This window comes from Psychrobacter sp. 4Dc (genome assembly GCF_002836715.1).
Lineage (GTDB): Bacteria > Pseudomonadota > Gammaproteobacteria > Pseudomonadales > Moraxellaceae > Psychrobacter.
In genome coordinates, this window is sequence record NZ_PJAT01000123.1 from 59,119 (window position 1) to 74,902 (window position 15,784).

Annotated in this window: 13 protein-coding genes, 1 tRNA gene and 1 other RNA gene; 14 read left to right on the forward strand and 1 reads right to left on the reverse strand. The window is 41.0% G+C overall.

Annotation, left to right across the window (positions count from 1 at the left end):
* The first annotated feature begins 17 nt into the window (after positions 1 to 17).
* The 11 genes from bioA (at position 18) to CXF61_RS11790 (ending at position 10,312) form a co-directional block, all read left to right on the forward strand.
* Positions 18 to 1,343: an adenosylmethionine--8-amino-7-oxononanoate transaminase gene (bioA, locus tag CXF61_RS11740; protein ID WP_413775339.1), complete on the forward strand. Its 1,326-nt coding sequence runs from the start codon at positions 18 to 20 to the stop codon at positions 1,341 to 1,343.
* Complete coding sequence (gene bioD, locus CXF61_RS11745; RefSeq protein WP_165598313.1) at positions 1,340 to 2,056, forward strand: dethiobiotin synthase; 717 nt, start codon at positions 1,340 to 1,342, stop codon at positions 2,054 to 2,056. Before bioA ends, bioD begins: the two co-directional genes overlap by 4 nt.
* Positions 2,057 to 2,130: 74 nt before the next feature.
* An RNA gene (rnpB, locus tag CXF61_RS11750) (RNase P RNA component class A) lies at positions 2,131 to 2,497 on the forward strand.
* A 121-nt stretch (positions 2,498 to 2,618) separates the two neighbouring features.
* A tRNA-Met gene (locus CXF61_RS11755) sits at positions 2,619 to 2,695 on the forward strand.
* Positions 2,696 to 3,075: 380 nt separating this feature from the next.
* Positions 3,076 to 4,875, forward strand: coding sequence for a translation elongation factor 4 (gene lepA / locus CXF61_RS11760; RefSeq protein ID WP_101204270.1), 1,800 nt, complete (start codon positions 3,076 to 3,078; stop codon positions 4,873 to 4,875).
* 102 nt (positions 4,876 to 4,977) lie between these two features.
* Positions 4,978 to 5,880 (forward strand): signal peptidase I, encoded by a 903-nt coding sequence (lepB, locus tag CXF61_RS11765; RefSeq protein WP_165598314.1) that lies wholly within the window; start codon positions 4,978 to 4,980, stop codon positions 5,878 to 5,880.
* A gap of 131 nt (positions 5,881 to 6,011) precedes the next feature.
* Positions 6,012 to 6,404, forward strand: coding sequence for a DUF4845 domain-containing protein (locus tag CXF61_RS11770; RefSeq protein WP_218870109.1), 393 nt, complete (start codon positions 6,012 to 6,014; stop codon positions 6,402 to 6,404).
* Between the two features lie 102 nt (positions 6,405 to 6,506).
* A complete protein-coding gene (rnc, locus tag CXF61_RS11775) occupies positions 6,507 to 7,304 on the forward strand; it encodes a ribonuclease III (protein ID WP_057758394.1) in 798 nt (265 codons plus the stop codon).
* A 346-nt stretch (positions 7,305 to 7,650) separates the two neighbouring features.
* A complete protein-coding gene (gene era, locus CXF61_RS11780; protein WP_227526679.1) occupies positions 7,651 to 8,616 on the forward strand; it encodes a GTPase Era in 966 nt (321 codons plus the stop codon).
* A 63-nt stretch (positions 8,617 to 8,679) separates the two neighbouring features.
* Entirely contained in the window at positions 8,680 to 9,471 is a 792-nt protein-coding gene (gene recO / locus CXF61_RS11785) for a DNA repair protein RecO (RefSeq protein WP_165598316.1), read from the forward strand.
* 67 nt (positions 9,472 to 9,538) lie between these two features.
* On the forward strand, positions 9,539 to 10,312 hold the full coding sequence (locus CXF61_RS11790) for a pyridoxine 5'-phosphate synthase (RefSeq protein ID WP_165598317.1): 774 nt from the start codon (positions 9,539 to 9,541) through the stop codon (positions 10,310 to 10,312).
* A gap of 20 nt (positions 10,313 to 10,332) precedes the next feature.
* Here CXF61_RS11790 and CXF61_RS11795 read toward each other — a convergent pair whose 3' ends face one another.
* The gene (locus CXF61_RS11795; protein ID WP_165598318.1) at positions 10,333 to 11,061 is read right to left on the reverse strand and encodes a GspH/FimT family pseudopilin; all 729 of its coding nucleotides are present in this window, start codon (positions 11,059 to 11,061) and stop codon (positions 10,333 to 10,335) included.
* 584 nt (positions 11,062 to 11,645) lie between these two features.
* Between CXF61_RS11795 and CXF61_RS11800 the strand changes: the two genes are divergently transcribed.
* From CXF61_RS11800 to mscL, 3 genes are all read left to right on the forward strand, one after another.
* A complete protein-coding gene (locus CXF61_RS11800) occupies positions 11,646 to 12,833 on the forward strand; it encodes an OmpA family protein (RefSeq protein ID WP_165598319.1) in 1,188 nt (395 codons plus the stop codon).
* 349 nt (positions 12,834 to 13,182) lie between these two features.
* Positions 13,183 to 15,033 (forward strand): translational GTPase TypA, encoded by a 1,851-nt coding sequence (gene typA, locus CXF61_RS11805; protein ID WP_057758402.1) that lies wholly within the window; start codon positions 13,183 to 13,185, stop codon positions 15,031 to 15,033.
* A gap of 280 nt (positions 15,034 to 15,313) precedes the next feature.
* On the forward strand, positions 15,314 to 15,769 hold the full coding sequence (gene mscL, locus CXF61_RS11810) for a large conductance mechanosensitive channel protein MscL (protein WP_057758404.1): 456 nt from the start codon (positions 15,314 to 15,316) through the stop codon (positions 15,767 to 15,769).
* The last annotated feature ends 15 nt before the right edge of the window (positions 15,770 to 15,784 follow it).

Here is a 15,784-nt window from a genome sequence, read left to right on the forward strand (position 1 = left end):
GTTTTAGGGACAATATAATGACCACAAAAACAATGACAACCAAATCTATGCAAGTAGCCAGTGAGTTCGATCAGCAACATCTTTGGCATCCATATGCCAGCCTGCCACCAACCTATTCCAATATCGTTATCGATCACGCTGAAGGTATCTACATCATTACTGAAGATGGCACGCGCCTGATCGATGGTATGTCGTCATGGTGGGCGAGCGTTCATGGTTATAACCATCCAAAACTGAATGAAGCACTGACTAAGCAGTTGGGTAAAATGGCGCATGTCATGTTTGGTGGATTGACTCATCAGCCGGCGATAGATTTAGGTAAAAAACTGCTCGACATTGTACCTGCTGGACTTGATGCGATTTTTTATGCGGACAGTGGCAGTATCGCGGTAGAAGTGGCGCTAAAAATGGCGCTGCAATATCAAGTAGCTGCCAAGCGTCCAACCAAGCAACAATTTGCATCAACCCATTCAGGGTATTACGGAGACACGTGGCATGCCATGAGTGTCTGTGACCCTGTTAATGGTATGCACAGCCTATATGGAAAGCAATTACCGATGCAGCATTTCGTCCCTGCACCGCCCATTGGCTTTGAGCGCTCATTGACAGTAGATGAGCGTGAATCATTAGCTCAGTTTTTTGTAGAGTATGGTGAGCAGCTGGCAGGTTTTATCATTGAGCCAATTATTCAGGGCGCAGGCGGGATGCGTTTTTATAGTCCTGAATATTTACAATTGCTGCGTCAACTGTGCGATGAGCATGATGTACTATTGATTGCGGATGAAATCGCCACTGGGTTTGGTCGTAGTGGTAAATTATTTGCGTGTGAACATGCGGCTATTAGCCCTGATATCATGACCATTGGTAAGGCGCTGACGGGTGGCTATATGACTTTTGCTGCAACGTTATGTACCCGAAAAATTGCCGATACCATTCATAATAGTGACTATCCAGCCCTTATGCATGGCCCAACCTTTATGGGCAACCCACTGGCCTGTGCAGTTGCGTGCGCATCGATTGATTTGATTATGTCTTATGATATTGAAGCGCGTACCGCAAACATGCAGACTATCATGGAACAGCAGTTAGCGCCTGCTGCGTTATTAGACGGTGTTGCCGAGGTACGTTGTTTGGGTGCAGTCGCCGTCATTGAGTTGCATGAAGCGGTCGATATGCCTACATTTCAGTCTTTATTGATTGATAACGGTATCTGGGTCAGACCATTTGGTAAGCTGGTGTATATCATGCCACCCTACGTGATTACTGATGATGAACTGACTACCTTATGCCAAGCGCTGCTAAAAGTAGTGCATACGTATTTAGAAAACCGAGGTCAACCATGAGTGTTCTATTTGTTTCTGGTATCGATACCGATATTGGTAAAACCTATGCTACTGGACTGCTTGCCAAAGCGCTTATGCAGCAAGGCTTAAATGTCATCACTCAAAAGTTAGTGCAAACGGGCGTATCGATTAATCCAAATAATGGTGAGATGAATATTGCTGATGATATCATTACGCATCGTCAACTTATGGACATTTCTTTACAGCAATGTGACCTCGATTTTACGACTTGTGCTCATCGTTATAAGAAGCCAGCGTCTCCTCATCTGGCTACTAAATTATCAGGGGAAACACTTGATCCTGATATGATTACCAATGCTACTAAGCGCCTGCAATCTGAGTATGAGCTGGTACTACTAGAAGGTGCAGGTGGTTTGCTTGTGCCCATTACAGAGAATCTACTCACGTTAGACTATATTGCCGAGCAAGGCTATCCTATTGTCTTGGTCACCTCTGGTCGATTGGGCAGCATCAATCACACTTTGCTGAGTTTAGAAGCCATAAAGTCGCGAGGATTAATAGTACATAGCGTAATTTATAATCATATCCATGATGATGCTGAGCAAACGGATACGGAGATCGCAAATAGCACTATTGAATTTCTACGAAAATATTTAGACAATCATTATCTCGCAGCGCATTGGCTACAAATACCGTATCTAAAAGATAATCTGGTCGGTAATATTGACACACTACCAGCAAATTTTGTTTAGCCTATTTATGTTGTCCACAAAAATAAATCCAAAAGACATTCGCAGGCAGTCATAAGTTTGCTATACTAGCGCGCTTGGTAGACTAGGCGATCGCCGCTGCACACTGGCAACAGATGAGCAGGGGAGGAAAGTCCGGGCTACATAGGGCAGCGTGCCAGCTAACGGCTGGGCAGGGTAACTTGACGACCAGTGCAGCAGAGAGTAGACCGCCTTTAGTACCTTAGGGTATCATCGGTAAGGGTGAAAGGGTGCGGTAAGAGCGCACCGCGTGAATGGCAACATCTCACGGCATGGTAAACTCCACGCGTAGCAAGACCAAATAGGCATCGGCATGGCGCGGCCCGCGTTCGATGCGGGTAGGTTGCTTGAGCGTATTAGCGATGATACGCCTAGAGGAATGATCGTCCACGACAGAACCCGGCTTATCGGTTTACCAAACCTTTTTTATTGTTTGTTATAGTAATAGTTGCAATTAATCTGAATTAAATTCATTTTTTTGCAAAAAATGCTTATTAGGGGTTGACGGCAGTCAACAGCTTGGGCATAATGTGCAGCCTAAAACGGCGATGTAGCTCAGCTGGTTAGAGCGCATGACTCATAATCGTGAGGTCAAGAGTTCAAGTCTCTTCATCGCCACCATATATAGCAGTACGAAAAAAACCAATCTATCGAGATTGGTTTTTTTTTGCCTAGAATAAATGATCTTCTCAAGATTTTCTATCAGTTCTTAATATACTAGACATTCTCTATAAGTATTAAGTTTTTTTCATTTCATCTGCAAGTCACATCTCTTCTAACAAAATCGCCTTACTTTGCAGTGGAAAACTGCTAGAATACTCTTTTATGTCTGCGCATAAGAGTTAATGTGCTTGGCTATGGATTTTAGACGGTAGTATTAGCCGAATTGGCTTGTTATAACGGTTGACCTTCAAAGAAGTACAAGCAACTTATCAATTGCATCTGACAATATTTATTTTTTAGTTTTATTATTCTATCACCCTTAATTTAGTAGGCGCTTTGTGACTGCATTAGCCAATATTCGTAACTTTTCAATCATTGCCCACATTGATCATGGTAAGTCGACCCTTGCCGATCGTTTTATTCAAATGTGCGGTGCCTTGCAAGATCGCGAGATGCAGGCGCAGGTGCTCGACTCAATGGATATTGAGCGTGAGCGCGGTATCACTATCAAAGCACAGTCAGTAACACTGTTTTATGATCATCCAAATGGTGAGCGCTATCAGCTTAACTTTATTGATACCCCTGGTCACGTCGATTTTTCATATGAAGTTTCGCGTTCATTAGCAGCTTGTGAAGGTGCGCTATTGGTTGTTGATGCCGCTCAAGGCGTAGAAGCGCAGTCAGTGGCTAATTGCTATACAGCCGTTGATCAAGGCTTAGAGGTCATGGCGGTGTTAAATAAGATTGATCTGCCGCAAGTTGAGCCTGAGCGCGTCATTCAAGAAATTGAAGATATTATCGGTATCGATGCCGTTGACGCACCGCGAGTGTCAGCCAAATCTGGTCTTGGTGTTGATAAGCTGCTAGAAGCGCTAGTAGAGTTTATTCCGGCACCAACTGGTGATCGTGAAGCACCACTGCAAGCACTAATTATTGACTCTTGGTTCGATAATTATTTGGGCGTAGTTTCATTGGTACGGGTACGTGAAGGTACTATACGTAAAGGTGACAAATTATATATCAAATCGACTCAAGAGGCACATCTGGTTGGCTCGATTGGTGTCTTTACCCCTAAGCCTGTAGATACGGGTGTTTTAGAAGCAGGGGAAGTCGGCTTTGTTATTGCGGGTATTAAGGATATTGCCGGAGCGCCAGTAGGCGATACTATCACTCATGCTAAGACCCCTGATGTGGATCGTATCCCAGGTTTTAAACAAGTCACGCCACAAGTCTATTCTGGTATGTTCCCAGTAGATTCGAGTGATTTTGAAAAATTCCGTGAAGCCTTACAAAAACTGCAAATTAACGATGCGTCACTGTTTTTTGAGCCAGATACGTCGGATGCGCTTGGCTTTGGTTTCCGTTGTGGCTTCTTGGGTATGTTGCACATGGAGATTATCCAAGAGCGTCTAGAGCGTGAATATGATCTAGATTTGATTACTACAGCGCCCTCAGTTATTTACGAAATTGAGAAAAAGAACGGTGATGTAATCTATGTAGATAATCCATCACATCTACCTGAGCCAAACAACATTGAAGAATTCCGTGAGCCAATTGCTCGCTGTCAGATTTTAGTACCGCAAGAATTCTTAGGCAATGTAATGACGCTATGTATTGAGCGTCGTGGCGTTCAGGTTGATATGCGTTTTATGGGTCGACAAGTACAGCTGATATTTGATATTCCAATGGGCGAAGTTGTCATGGATTTCTTTGATCGCCTAAAGTCGGTTTCACGTGGTTTTGCATCGCTAGACTATAACTTCGAGCGCTATCAAGCTGATAAGTTGGTGAGAGTTGATGTGCTAATCAATGGCGATAAAGTCGATGCCTTAGCGATGATCGTGCACGAAACCCAATCACGTTATCGTGGTAATGCTCTAGTTACGAAGATGAAAGAGCTGATTCCACGTCAAATGTTTGATGTCGCCATTCAAGCAGCTATCGGTAGCCAGATCATTGGTCGTAGTACGGTAAAAGCCATGCGTAAAGACGTATTAGCAAAATGCTATGGTGGCGATGTGTCACGTAAGAAAAAGCTATTGTCTAAGCAAAAAGCTGGTAAAAAACGTATGAAACAAGTAGGTAATGTGGAAATCCCGCAGGAAGCCTTCTTAGCTGTGTTGCAAGTTGATAGCTAATTGCTAAACGTAACTCAAGATAGTCATTGTAGATAACAGTCAAATGTAGTGAGTCTTATCGTAAAGGTGTTAGATAAGCCGCTCGTTAATAGGCAATTTGGTATGGATTTTGATTTTAATTTAATTTTAGTGCCGTTAACTATAGTCCTAGGAATTGTTTGGCTGTTAGATAAGCTAGCGCTCAAACAGCGCAAAACTCGTGGTCGAGGTCAAGAAGGCTTACTAGTTCGCTGGGCTTATGACTTTTTTCCTGTGTTAGCAGTGGTATTGATAGTACGCTCATTTTTAATTGAGCCATTTAATATTCCATCATCTTCTATGGTGCCTACGCTATATACGGGTGACTTTATTGCTGTCAATAAGTATGCATATGGCGTGCGCCTGCCGTTAACCTACAATAAGGTACTAGATACTGGTGAACCTGAGCATGGTGATGTGGCAGTGTTTCGCTACCCTGAAAACCCGAGCATTTATTATATTAAACGCGTTATCGGTTTGCCTGGTGATAGCGTAAGTTATAGTCAAGGCACGCTGTCTATCAATGATGTACCTGTTGAGACTAAGTCTGTAGATTTCGCGGCAAATGCTGAATTGACTTCACAGCTATACTTACCAGGCCAAGTTGGTCCAGGTCAAGTGCTGACCGAAGAGAGTGCTTCTGCAATGGGTCAGCAAGAAGAAGACGCGGCACAATATTTTGAAGAAGTACAAGGTGACAATAAGCACCTCGTACGCTATTTAGATGGCATGAACAGTTCACAATACGCGCCATTTTTGCAGCAACAATCACCAGAGGTGGTAGAGTCAGAAGGCACTGAGTGGCGCATTGACGTGCCAGAAAATCAGTATTTTGTGATGGGTGATAACCGAGATCGCAGTGCAGACGGTAGATTTTGGGGCTTCGTTCCGGATGAAAACCTAGCAGGTAAGGCAGTTTATATTTGGATGCATAAACCTCCTGGTCTTAATCTACCAACCTTTGAACGTAATGGTACTATCAATTAAGGCAATGTGATTGCTTAGAGGTTGATTGGTTGATAATGGTTTTATGCTAATATCGTTGCTAAATAATTAATAGCTATTTATTATTTATACACTTATTAGAAATAGTCGTTTATCTTTAGAAGGATATCATAATGCAGCAATTATCTGGTTTGGCTATACAGCGCGGTGCCAGTGTGACAAATGTTGTTCTCATTATTATACTTCTAGGTATTGCGACTAAGTTGATAGTAGCTATCGTACCGGCTCAGATTGGTGATTATCAATTGACCAAGGTATTAAGTGCACAGCTAAAAGAAGCCAATAATAATAACGAGACAGCCAAACAGTTTGTTGAACGTGTCAACAAACAGTTATCAATTAACGCAGATTACGATACTAAAGCGGAAGATGTATTTACCTTTACCGATAAGAAAACAGGTCAATTGGCTATCTATAAAGAATATGCAGTAACTAATAACTTTTTTAGCAATGTCGATATCGTGAACCGTTTCGAAGGTAACATTGAAATGGCAACAGCAGAGTAAGCCATCATAGTACGACATAGCGCTTTCATTATTTCATAAAATATATCAAATAATATTATTAAACTAAATCTGTCAAGCAGAAGGGATAACCATAAACCACGCATGAAACCAACTTCGCACCATTCCCAAGCAGTTCCTACTTCCCAAAAAAATAGTACGTCTGTTGACACGCTTGTTGTTAGCTCAGAATTTATTCAGCGGTTAGCAGTATTAACGCGTAAGTTAGGCTACGAGTTCAATGACTTGAGCTTACCTAAACTTGCGCTAACGCATCGCTCATTTGATAGCAAAAAAAACTATGAGCGCCTAGAGTTTTTAGGTGATGCACTGTTAGGGATGATTGTGGGTGAAGCTTTATATCATCGTTATCCTAGTCAAAATGAAGGGCGCTTGACGCGTATGCGCGCGACATTGGTGCGCCAAGAGTCGTTGGTAATTATCGCTCAAAACTTAGAGCTGTCTAACCATCTTATATTAGGAGTAGGTGAGCGCAAAGGTGGCGGTCGCAATCGTGCTTCCATACTGGCGGATGCTGTAGAGTCTCTGATTGGTGCTATCTATTTAGACAGTCAGGATATGGATATTACTCGTAAATGTGTTCTCTCTTGGTATGGTGATCTGATTGATAATGTCAATGACCAAAAAGCATTGAAGGACGCCAAGAGTCGGCTGCAAGAATGGCTACAATCTAAACAGTTTGACTTGCCTAATTACGAGCTCATGGAAACGCGTGGTAATGCACCGCATCAAATTTTCGTTGTACGTTGTCATGTCAATATCAATAACTGCCCTGATATTACTGAATCTGGTGAGAGCCGCCGTATCGCTGAACAAAAAGCAGCAGAGCTTATGATTAACCAATTACATAAATTGCCAGGATCTGCCAAAAAACGTGTATAGCCGATGTCTATTTAATGCATTTTTAGATGCAGAGTATTAGCTTAGATTGGTTGTAACTTGGCAAACATACATTAAAACTACCTCACATATTATTTATTTTAAAACTTTAAATGTTTCTAGCTCGTTTTTAATGGTGACTAAATAAATTTAGCATCAACGACTGTTCGGCTAGACACAAACCCTATAGGATTAACTTATGAGCAATCATACTGATTTGCCATCAAACAATGAAGACAGCACCCAAAGTTTGGGTGAAAACACAGATATCGATTTAAGCCAAAACAATATCGAAGTTACCGAAGAGACTGATAGTATTGATGCAGAAGATATTGCATTAGACAATGATATGGCTATTGAAGAATTTTTTGCGCCAAGTGGCAATACTCGGATGGCTGATGATTTTAGAGCAGGTTATGTGGCCATTGTTGGACGACCAAATGTGGGCAAGTCAACTTTGATGAATCACTTATTAGGTCAAAAGCTGTCTATTACTTCACGCAAACCACAAACCACCCGTCATCGTATTCATGGCATTTTGTCAAACCATGAAATGCAAGCGGTGTTTGTTGATACACCAGGTATTCACCGTAACGAAGTACGTGCTATTAACGAACGTATGAATAAAGCGGCGGTATCGGCGTTAGTAGATGTAGATTTAGTACTGTTTGTTGTTGATTCAGATCAATGGCGTGACGATGATTTATTGACCTTGCAAAAGCTCGGTGAGACCAATCTAACAGTCGTATTGGTTATCAATAAGTCAGATACTCTAAAAGATAAAGGCAGCGTGCTACCACTTATCGAAACCTTCAACGATAGTTTCGATTTTGCTGATATCGTTCCTGTATCTGCACTAAAAAATCAAAACTTAGATCGTTTGCAAGAAGTGATTGCCTCACATTTACCAGTCGCTGCGCCTATTTACGATACAGAACAAATCACAGATCGCTCTGAGCGATTTTTGGCCAGTGAAATCATTCGCGAAAAAATCATGCGTAGTGCGGGCGATGAAGTGCCATATGATTTAACCGTACAGATTGATGAGTTTAAAGACGAACCTGCACATACTGATCCAAAAACAGGGCGTCCACGCAAAGCTTGTACTTTCATCGATGCGACTATCTATGTTGAACGTGGTGGTCAAAAAGCCATCGTTATCGGTGATAAAGGCCAGCGTATCAAACAAGTTGGTATGGATGCTCGTAAAGATATGGAGCAGTTGTTCGGTAAAAAAATCATGTTAACTTTGTGGGTCAAAGTGAAACGTGGTTGGTCTGATGACGAACGTGCGTTGACCAGTTTGGGCTATTGATAGCGGTTAAAAACAAACGCTTCAAAAGCACTATCTGCCTTTTAGCTATTTAGGTAATAAAAAATGCGTAATGAAGCGCTCGTCGGGTATTTATTGCATCAGCGTCCTTATCAAGAAAAGCGCGCTTTGTATTATCTTTTTTCTCAACAACACGGTGTGATACATGGTGTTGGGAAAAAAGGCGCGCCACTATTTATGCCGTTACAGCTTTTTGCTACTGGCAAACGCGACCTAAAAACTTTCAGTCAAATTAATATTGCCTCGCAAGATACGACTCAAGCTGACAGTGTTCAAAAAGACGGTGTTAAAAAAGATAGTAAACCTGCTGTCTTAGAAGCCGTACCTTACGCTAATATCAGCGGCCAACATCAGTATGCCGCACTATATATAAACGAGATACTGTGGCGGCTGTTACCTACTGAAGACCCAATGCCAGTATTGTGGCAGCATTATCAAATCAGTCTACAACAACTCAAGCAGCCCTTAAATAATAGCGAGCTTCGTCTCTGTCTACGTCAGTTTGAGCAGTATCTATTTACCGAGTTAGGATTCACTTTAACGTTAACGCATGACAATGTTGAAGATCCCATCGAGTCTGATTGTACTTACCGCTTTTTACCGGATGTAGGTTTGCTCCCTGTATTAGTACATAATGAAGAGTCTGAGCATTTAGCCAGTGAGTCTGGACAGACTGTTTTTAAGGGGGCGGATATCATAGAAATGGCACGTTTAGGTATTACTGAGCAAACGCTGAGCCATTGGTCAAAACTACATCGACATCTTATTGATCATTTACTTGATTATCAGCCGCTACAAAGCCGTCTGTTATGGCAGCAGCAGCAGCGTTACCAATAACTGCATTCTCAAATATCATCGTAGTATCAACTATATAAGTTAGGCTTAATTGCCCAAAGGATTTTTTATGAGTATCTCTGTATCTACCTCATCTGAAAACAATTCAAAAAAACCTTTGTTAGGCGTGAATATTGATCACGTGGCAACATTGCGTCAAGCGCGCGGTGTGAGTTATCCAAGTCCTTTGGCTGCTGCATTATTGTGCGAAAAGGCAGGGGCAGACGGTATCACTATACATCTGCGTGAAGATCGTCGTCATATACAAGATGCAGATGTTTATGAAATGGCAGGTCAGTTGTCGACGAGAATGAATCTAGAGATGGCAGCGACAGATGAGATGCTTGCAATAGCCTGCGAAGTTAAACCTTTTTGGGTATGTCTAGTACCTGAAAAGCGTGCAGAGTTAACGACAGAAGGTGGTCTTGATGTTGCAGGGCAAGTCACGTCTTTGAAAGAGTATGTTCATAAGCTACAAAACTCTAATATTAAGGTTTCTTTGTTTATTGATCCAGATGATAAGCAGATTGCAGCCGCGATAGAGTGTGGTGCAGCCGCGATAGAATTGCATACGGGTGCTTATGCCGAAGCAGGCTTAGCAAATGATACTGACGCACAGTTAGCTGAACTTAAAAGAATTGAACATGCAGTAGCTACAGCACAGAGCCTAGATGATAAATTGCTTATTAACGCAGGTCATGGCTTAACGTGTGACAATGTGAACGCCATTGCAAAGATTGATGGTATATATGAGTTAAATATTGGTCACGCACTTATTGCAGATGCCGTATTTGTAGGATTAGAAAGCTCTGTGAAAATGATGAAAGAGGCCATGTACAAGTAGGTTTACATATACGGCATCTATTACCCATTACATTTCGTAGGATGGTCTGCATTAAGTTTATGTTTGACGATACCGGATTGGTTAAAAGAGATTTGGTACATTGACTTGTTATAAGAAGAGGTAGGGCAATATTTTATATGACCGAAGTGTCCTCGTGGTCTGCCGCTATCACCCCAAAATTTAGTATAGTGACGCCTACCGCCAACTCTTAATTTCACTGTACTATATCTCAGGTCTAAAGATTGCTGAATTAATAAGGTATCTACTTGAGAATCAAAATGCTTATTGTTGTTTTTATCTACGAATAGCAGAAGTGTCTTATCACTGTTCCTATGGCATTGCTGTGCATCATTCGATAAACAAACCAAGACATCTTGTCGACTTATATAACTTTCGGCCTTTGCTAAAGATAAAGTGTTCTCTAACTGATGCTTGACACGTTGCGCCTCCATTCGTGCTAAGTGCGTTAAGATACTTGGCGCTGCAATAGCTGCGATAATTCCCAATACCATTGTCGTCACAGTTAGCTCAACGAGAGTAAAGCCGTTTGATTGCTTAGCACTGAGAATATTATTGTTCTGAAGGGATAATTTCCTATAACTGACTAACTTCAATAGTTTATTGAATAACCTAGATGCAATAGCTAAGAACTTACCAATCCCATACCTGCCTTTTCTGCGAATAGATATATAAAGAATAAAAGTGACTATTCTTCTATAACTGGCCAGCACCTTATTAAATAAGTTCATAATTCGCTACATCCTATAGCTGTTTGTCATTCAAGTAAAAAACAACGTCTCATACATCCTTGTGTTGACTATCTTTTAAGCAAACCAATTGTCCAAATTCTTTAAAATTTCTCTTATTCCACTGTATATAAAGCATATATAACACCTAATCACTTGATTTTCAGAAGAATATTGGTTTTTTACAATATATATGTAATATATAGCGACTGTCAAAAAATGTTTCAATTAGTGAAAGAATGATATTAGCAATAGAGAAAAAATTCTAATTGTAATAAAATGCTTCAAGAAAATAGCTATCAATAGACTATTCATCTATCGCAAACTGATGTGTAAAAGATAAGAAGCGTAAGGTGTGTTAGTTCTGGGTAACTTAGACTGTTTATTGTGTTTTAGTTACAACATTATCGTGTAATAATGTGTAGCTCGTTAACGAAAAAAGTTGTAAACTGAATTAATAATCGCTAAGCTACTCCTTAATTGGTTTTGCTTTGTAACTTAAAATGCGTAAGAGATGTCTATCTTAGTACGTCTTGAGAATCGGTTTTGCTTAATGCATCACTAAAATTATCCTTTGGAGGAAGTCCATGAAATTGAACAAAATAGCTCTAGCTTTATTTGCCGTAACAGCTGCTCCATTAGCAGCTAATGCTGGCGTTACTATTAGCCCACTACTATTAGGCTATCATTACAGCGAAGGTGCTGATGATGAGCAAGCGGAAGTGTTAGTTGATGATGCTACTGGAGATGGTTACTATCAAGAAGATGGTCTTTATACTGGTGCAGCACTTGGTATCGAACTAACACCTTCTACACAATTTCAAGTAGAATACGGCGTTTCTAATACTGATGGCATTAGCAATAATGATGCTGACACAGGATCTTATGATGCTGAACAGGAAACTATTTCTGGTAACTTCTTAATTGGTACTGAAGAATTTACTGGTTATACTGATAGTGCATTCAAGCCATATGTATTGGTTGGTGCTGGTCAATCTAAAATCAAAATTGAAAACGCAGCTGGTAACGAAGTTGCAGAATCAAAAGACACTATCGGTAACCTAGGTTTAGGTGCTATGTATCGCATCAATGACGCGCTAAGCCTACGTGGTGAAGCTCGTGCGATTCATAACTTTGACAACAACTGGTGGGAAGGCATGGCTTTGGCCGGTCTAGAAGTAGTACTAGGTGGCCATCTAGCACCTACAGTAGCAGTACCACCTATGCAAGAGCCAGTAGTTGACAACACTCCAGTAGTTGTTGTTGAAGCTGATCTTGATTCTGACGGTGATGGCGTACCTGATAGCATCGATGCATGCCCAGGCACTCCAATGAACGTTGTAGTTGATGAGCGCGGTTGCCCAGTACCAGTAGACATTACTGACGAACTGAAAATGGAACTACGTGTATTCTTTGATAACGACAAGTCAGCTATCAAAAACCAGTACAAGCCAGAAATCGCTAAAGTAGCAGAGAAGATGCGTGAGTATCCTAACTCTACAGCTCGTGTAGAAGGTCATGCTTCTAAGACTGGTCCTTCAGCACGTTATAACCAACGTCTATCTGAAGCTCGTGCCGTTGCTGTTAAATCTATGCTAACTAACGAATTCGGTATCGCTCCAAACCGTCTATCAACTGTAGGCTATGGTTACAACAACCCAATCGCTTCAAACGACACTGAAGAAGGTCGTGCTATGAACCGTCGTGTTTATGCCATCATCACTGGTGACAAAACAATGACTGTTGAACAAACTAAAGATATGGTTGTTCAGTAAGTATTAGCAAAATAACCGTATAGTTAAATATACAGTTACAAAAAAAGCCACCCATTGGGTGGCTTTTTTTTATTTATGTATTGAGAAAAGTGAGTTATTACATAAATTTATGAATCAATAATGTTATACTAGCCACCCAAACATTCTGTAAATTAACAGTATGTACAATAGCATAGCAATCTGTATGATGAATTCGTCAGTATAGATATTTGATTGTATTGAACTTTTTTATTTGATAGCATTCTTTTTTGCGTCATCTTAGATTCAATATCTATCTGATTGATGATGAAAGTTTATTCAGCAGCGCTTACTGCTACTGCATTTTTTTAAGACGAAACGAGCATTTTATATGGCGAACGATATCAAACACCTGCGTAACATTGCAATTATTGCCCACGTTGACCACGGTAAGACAACTTTGGTTGATAAGTTATTACATCAGTCTGGTACTTTTGGCGACCGTGCAAACATTGCTGAGCGTGCAATGGACTCAGGTGATATTGAGCAAGAACGTGGTATTACCATTTTGGCTAAAAACACAGCTATCCGCTGGACAGATAAAACTTCAGAAACTGAATACCGTATCAACATTGTTGATACCCCAGGTCACGCCGATTTCGGTGGTGAAGTTGAGCGTGTAATGTCTATGGTTGACTGCGTACTTTTAGTTGTTGACGCTGTTGATGGCCCAATGCCTCAGACTCGTTTTGTGACGCAAAAAGCATTCGAACAAGGTCTAAAGCCGATCGTTGTTATTAACAAAATCGATCGTCCTGGCTCACGTCCTGATTGGGTAATGGATCAAATCTTTGATTTGTTTGACAACCTAGGTGCAAACGATGAGCAGCTTGATTTCCCAGTTGTTTATGCTTCAGCATTGAACGGTATTGCAGGTCTAGAAGCAGATGATTTAGCTGATGATATGACGCCATTGTTCAAAACTATCGTTGACGTTGTTCAGCCTCCACAGGTTGATGCTGACGCTCCGTTCCGTATGCAAATCTCAAGCCTTGACTACAACAGCTTTGTTGGTGTAATCGGTATTGGCCGTATTCAGCGTGGTAAAGTTAAACTTAACACTCCAGTGACTGTCATTGATAAGCATGGCAAAACGCGTAACGGCCGTATCCTAAAAATTATGGGTTATCATGGTCTTGATCGTATTGACGTTGAAGATGCACAAGCCGGTGATATCGTTTGTATCACAGGTATCGATGCATTAAACATATCTGATACTATTTGTGATCCTAACAACGTTGAAGCACTACCAGCACTAACGGTAGATCAACCTACAGTATCTATGAACTTCCAAGTAAACAATTCACCATTTGCTGGTCGTGAAGGTAAGTTCGTGACTTCACGTAACATTCGTGAGCGTCTTGAGCGTGAGTTGATTCATAACGTAGCATTACGTGTAGAAGACACTGAGTCTCCTGACAAATTTAAAGTATCAGGTCGTGGTGAGCTTCATTTATCAGTACTTATCGAAAACATGCGCCGTGAAGGTTTTGAGCTAGGTGTTTCTGGCCCAGAAGTTATCGTTAAAGAAGTTGATGGTAAGCTACAAGAGCCATATGAAAACGTTGTCTTCGATATCGAAGAAGAGCATCAAGGTTCTATCATGGAGCAAGTTGGTTTACGCAAAGGCGAGATGACTAACATGGAGCTGGACGGTAAAGGCCGTATGCGTATCGAGGCGACCATACCAGCGCGTGGCTTGATCGGTTTCCGTTCTGAGTTCCTAACCCTGACTTCAGGTAGTGGTATCATGACCTCGAGCTTCTCACATTACGGTCCACAGAAGATTGGTGATGTTGGTGGTCGTTCTAACGGCGTATTGGTTTCTATGGCAAATGGTACTTGCCTAGGTTTTGCTCTATTTAACCTACAGAAACGTGGTAAGTTGTTTGCTGAGCCACAGCTTGAAGTTTATGAAGGTATGATTGTTGGTCTTAACTCTCGTAACGATGATATGACTGTTAACCCAACGACTGCTAAACAGCTAACCAACGTACGTGCTAGTGGTACTGACGAAGCATTGACGTTGACGCCAGCAGTGAAGTTCACTCTTGAGCAAGCGCTTGAATTTATTCAAGACGATGAGCTAGTCGAAGTAACGCCAAAAGCGGTACGTATTCGTAAACGCTACTTGACTGAAAGTGAGCGTAAGCGTCACGGCCGTGGTAAGAAAGGTGCTTAATATCAATAAGTGAGTTACTTAGTAATTCATAGTATTGATGTTTGACGCAAACCCTTAGTGTCAGTAGTTTTACTGGCACTAAGTGATTCAAAAAATGAGCAGTATAAGGTGAACTATTAATGGTTCACTTTATACTGCTTTTTTTTGTGTTGTAATCTTGGAAAAATACAGACAGAATGAATAGTGGTATTAATGTATTCAATTATTAACATGAAAGCTAGATGTGATACTAACTATATAAATATCTATTGGTTTATAGATAAATTTTGAGGAAAAAACAATGAGTATGGTTTCAGAGTTTAAAGAGTTCGCTGTCAAAGGTAACGTGATGGATTTGGCAGTCGGTGTCATCATCGGAGGGGCTTTTGCCACCATCACAAAATCTTTGGTAGATGATATTATTATGCCGATTGTCGCTTTTATTTTTGGTGGCGAGATTAATTTTGAAAACATGTTCTTGGTTTTAGGCGATGCACCTGACGGTATTGCTATGACTTATGATGCGCTTAAAGAAGCAGGTGTACCTGTATTGGCTTACGGTAGTTTTATTACCGTACTTATTAACTTTTTAATCTTAGCTTTCATCATCTTTATGATGGTTAGAGGTGTCAATAAAATGCGCCGTGCTGAAGAGGTAGAGGAAGTTATAGAAGAAGCAGTAGAAGAGCCATCAGAGGAAGTGAAGTTGCTGCGTGAAATCAGTGCCAAATTAAGTAATACCAGTATTACGAAATAAATTATCAACTCGTTG

Coding starts and splice junctions, on each gene's coding strand:
- mscL (WP_057758404.1), top strand. CDS start 15,314: ATGAGTATGGTTTCAGAGTTTAAAGAGTTCGCTGTCAAAGGTAACGTG.
- CXF61_RS11790 (WP_165598317.1), top strand. CDS start 9,539: ATGAGTATCTCTGTATCTACCTCATCTGAAAACAATTCAAAAAAACCT.
- recO (WP_165598316.1), top strand. CDS start 8,680: ATGCGTAATGAAGCGCTCGTCGGGTATTTATTGCATCAGCGTCCTTAT.
- CXF61_RS11770 (WP_218870109.1), top strand. CDS start 6,012: ATGCAGCAATTATCTGGTTTGGCTATACAGCGCGGTGCCAGTGTGACA.
- bioA (WP_413775339.1), top strand. CDS start 18: ATGACCACAAAAACAATGACAACCAAATCTATGCAAGTAGCCAGTGAG.
- bioD (WP_165598313.1), top strand. CDS start 1,340: ATGAGTGTTCTATTTGTTTCTGGTATCGATACCGATATTGGTAAAACC.
- era (WP_227526679.1), top strand. CDS start 7,651: ATGGCTATTGAAGAATTTTTTGCGCCAAGTGGCAATACTCGGATGGCT.
- CXF61_RS11800 (WP_165598319.1), top strand. CDS start 11,646: ATGAAATTGAACAAAATAGCTCTAGCTTTATTTGCCGTAACAGCTGCT.
- CXF61_RS11795 (WP_165598318.1), bottom strand. CDS start 11,061: ATGAACTTATTTAATAAGGTGCTGGCCAGTTATAGAAGAATAGTCACT.
- lepB (WP_165598314.1), top strand. CDS start 4,978: ATGGATTTTGATTTTAATTTAATTTTAGTGCCGTTAACTATAGTCCTA.
- typA (WP_057758402.1), top strand. CDS start 13,183: ATGGCGAACGATATCAAACACCTGCGTAACATTGCAATTATTGCCCAC.
- rnc (WP_057758394.1), top strand. CDS start 6,507: ATGAAACCAACTTCGCACCATTCCCAAGCAGTTCCTACTTCCCAAAAA.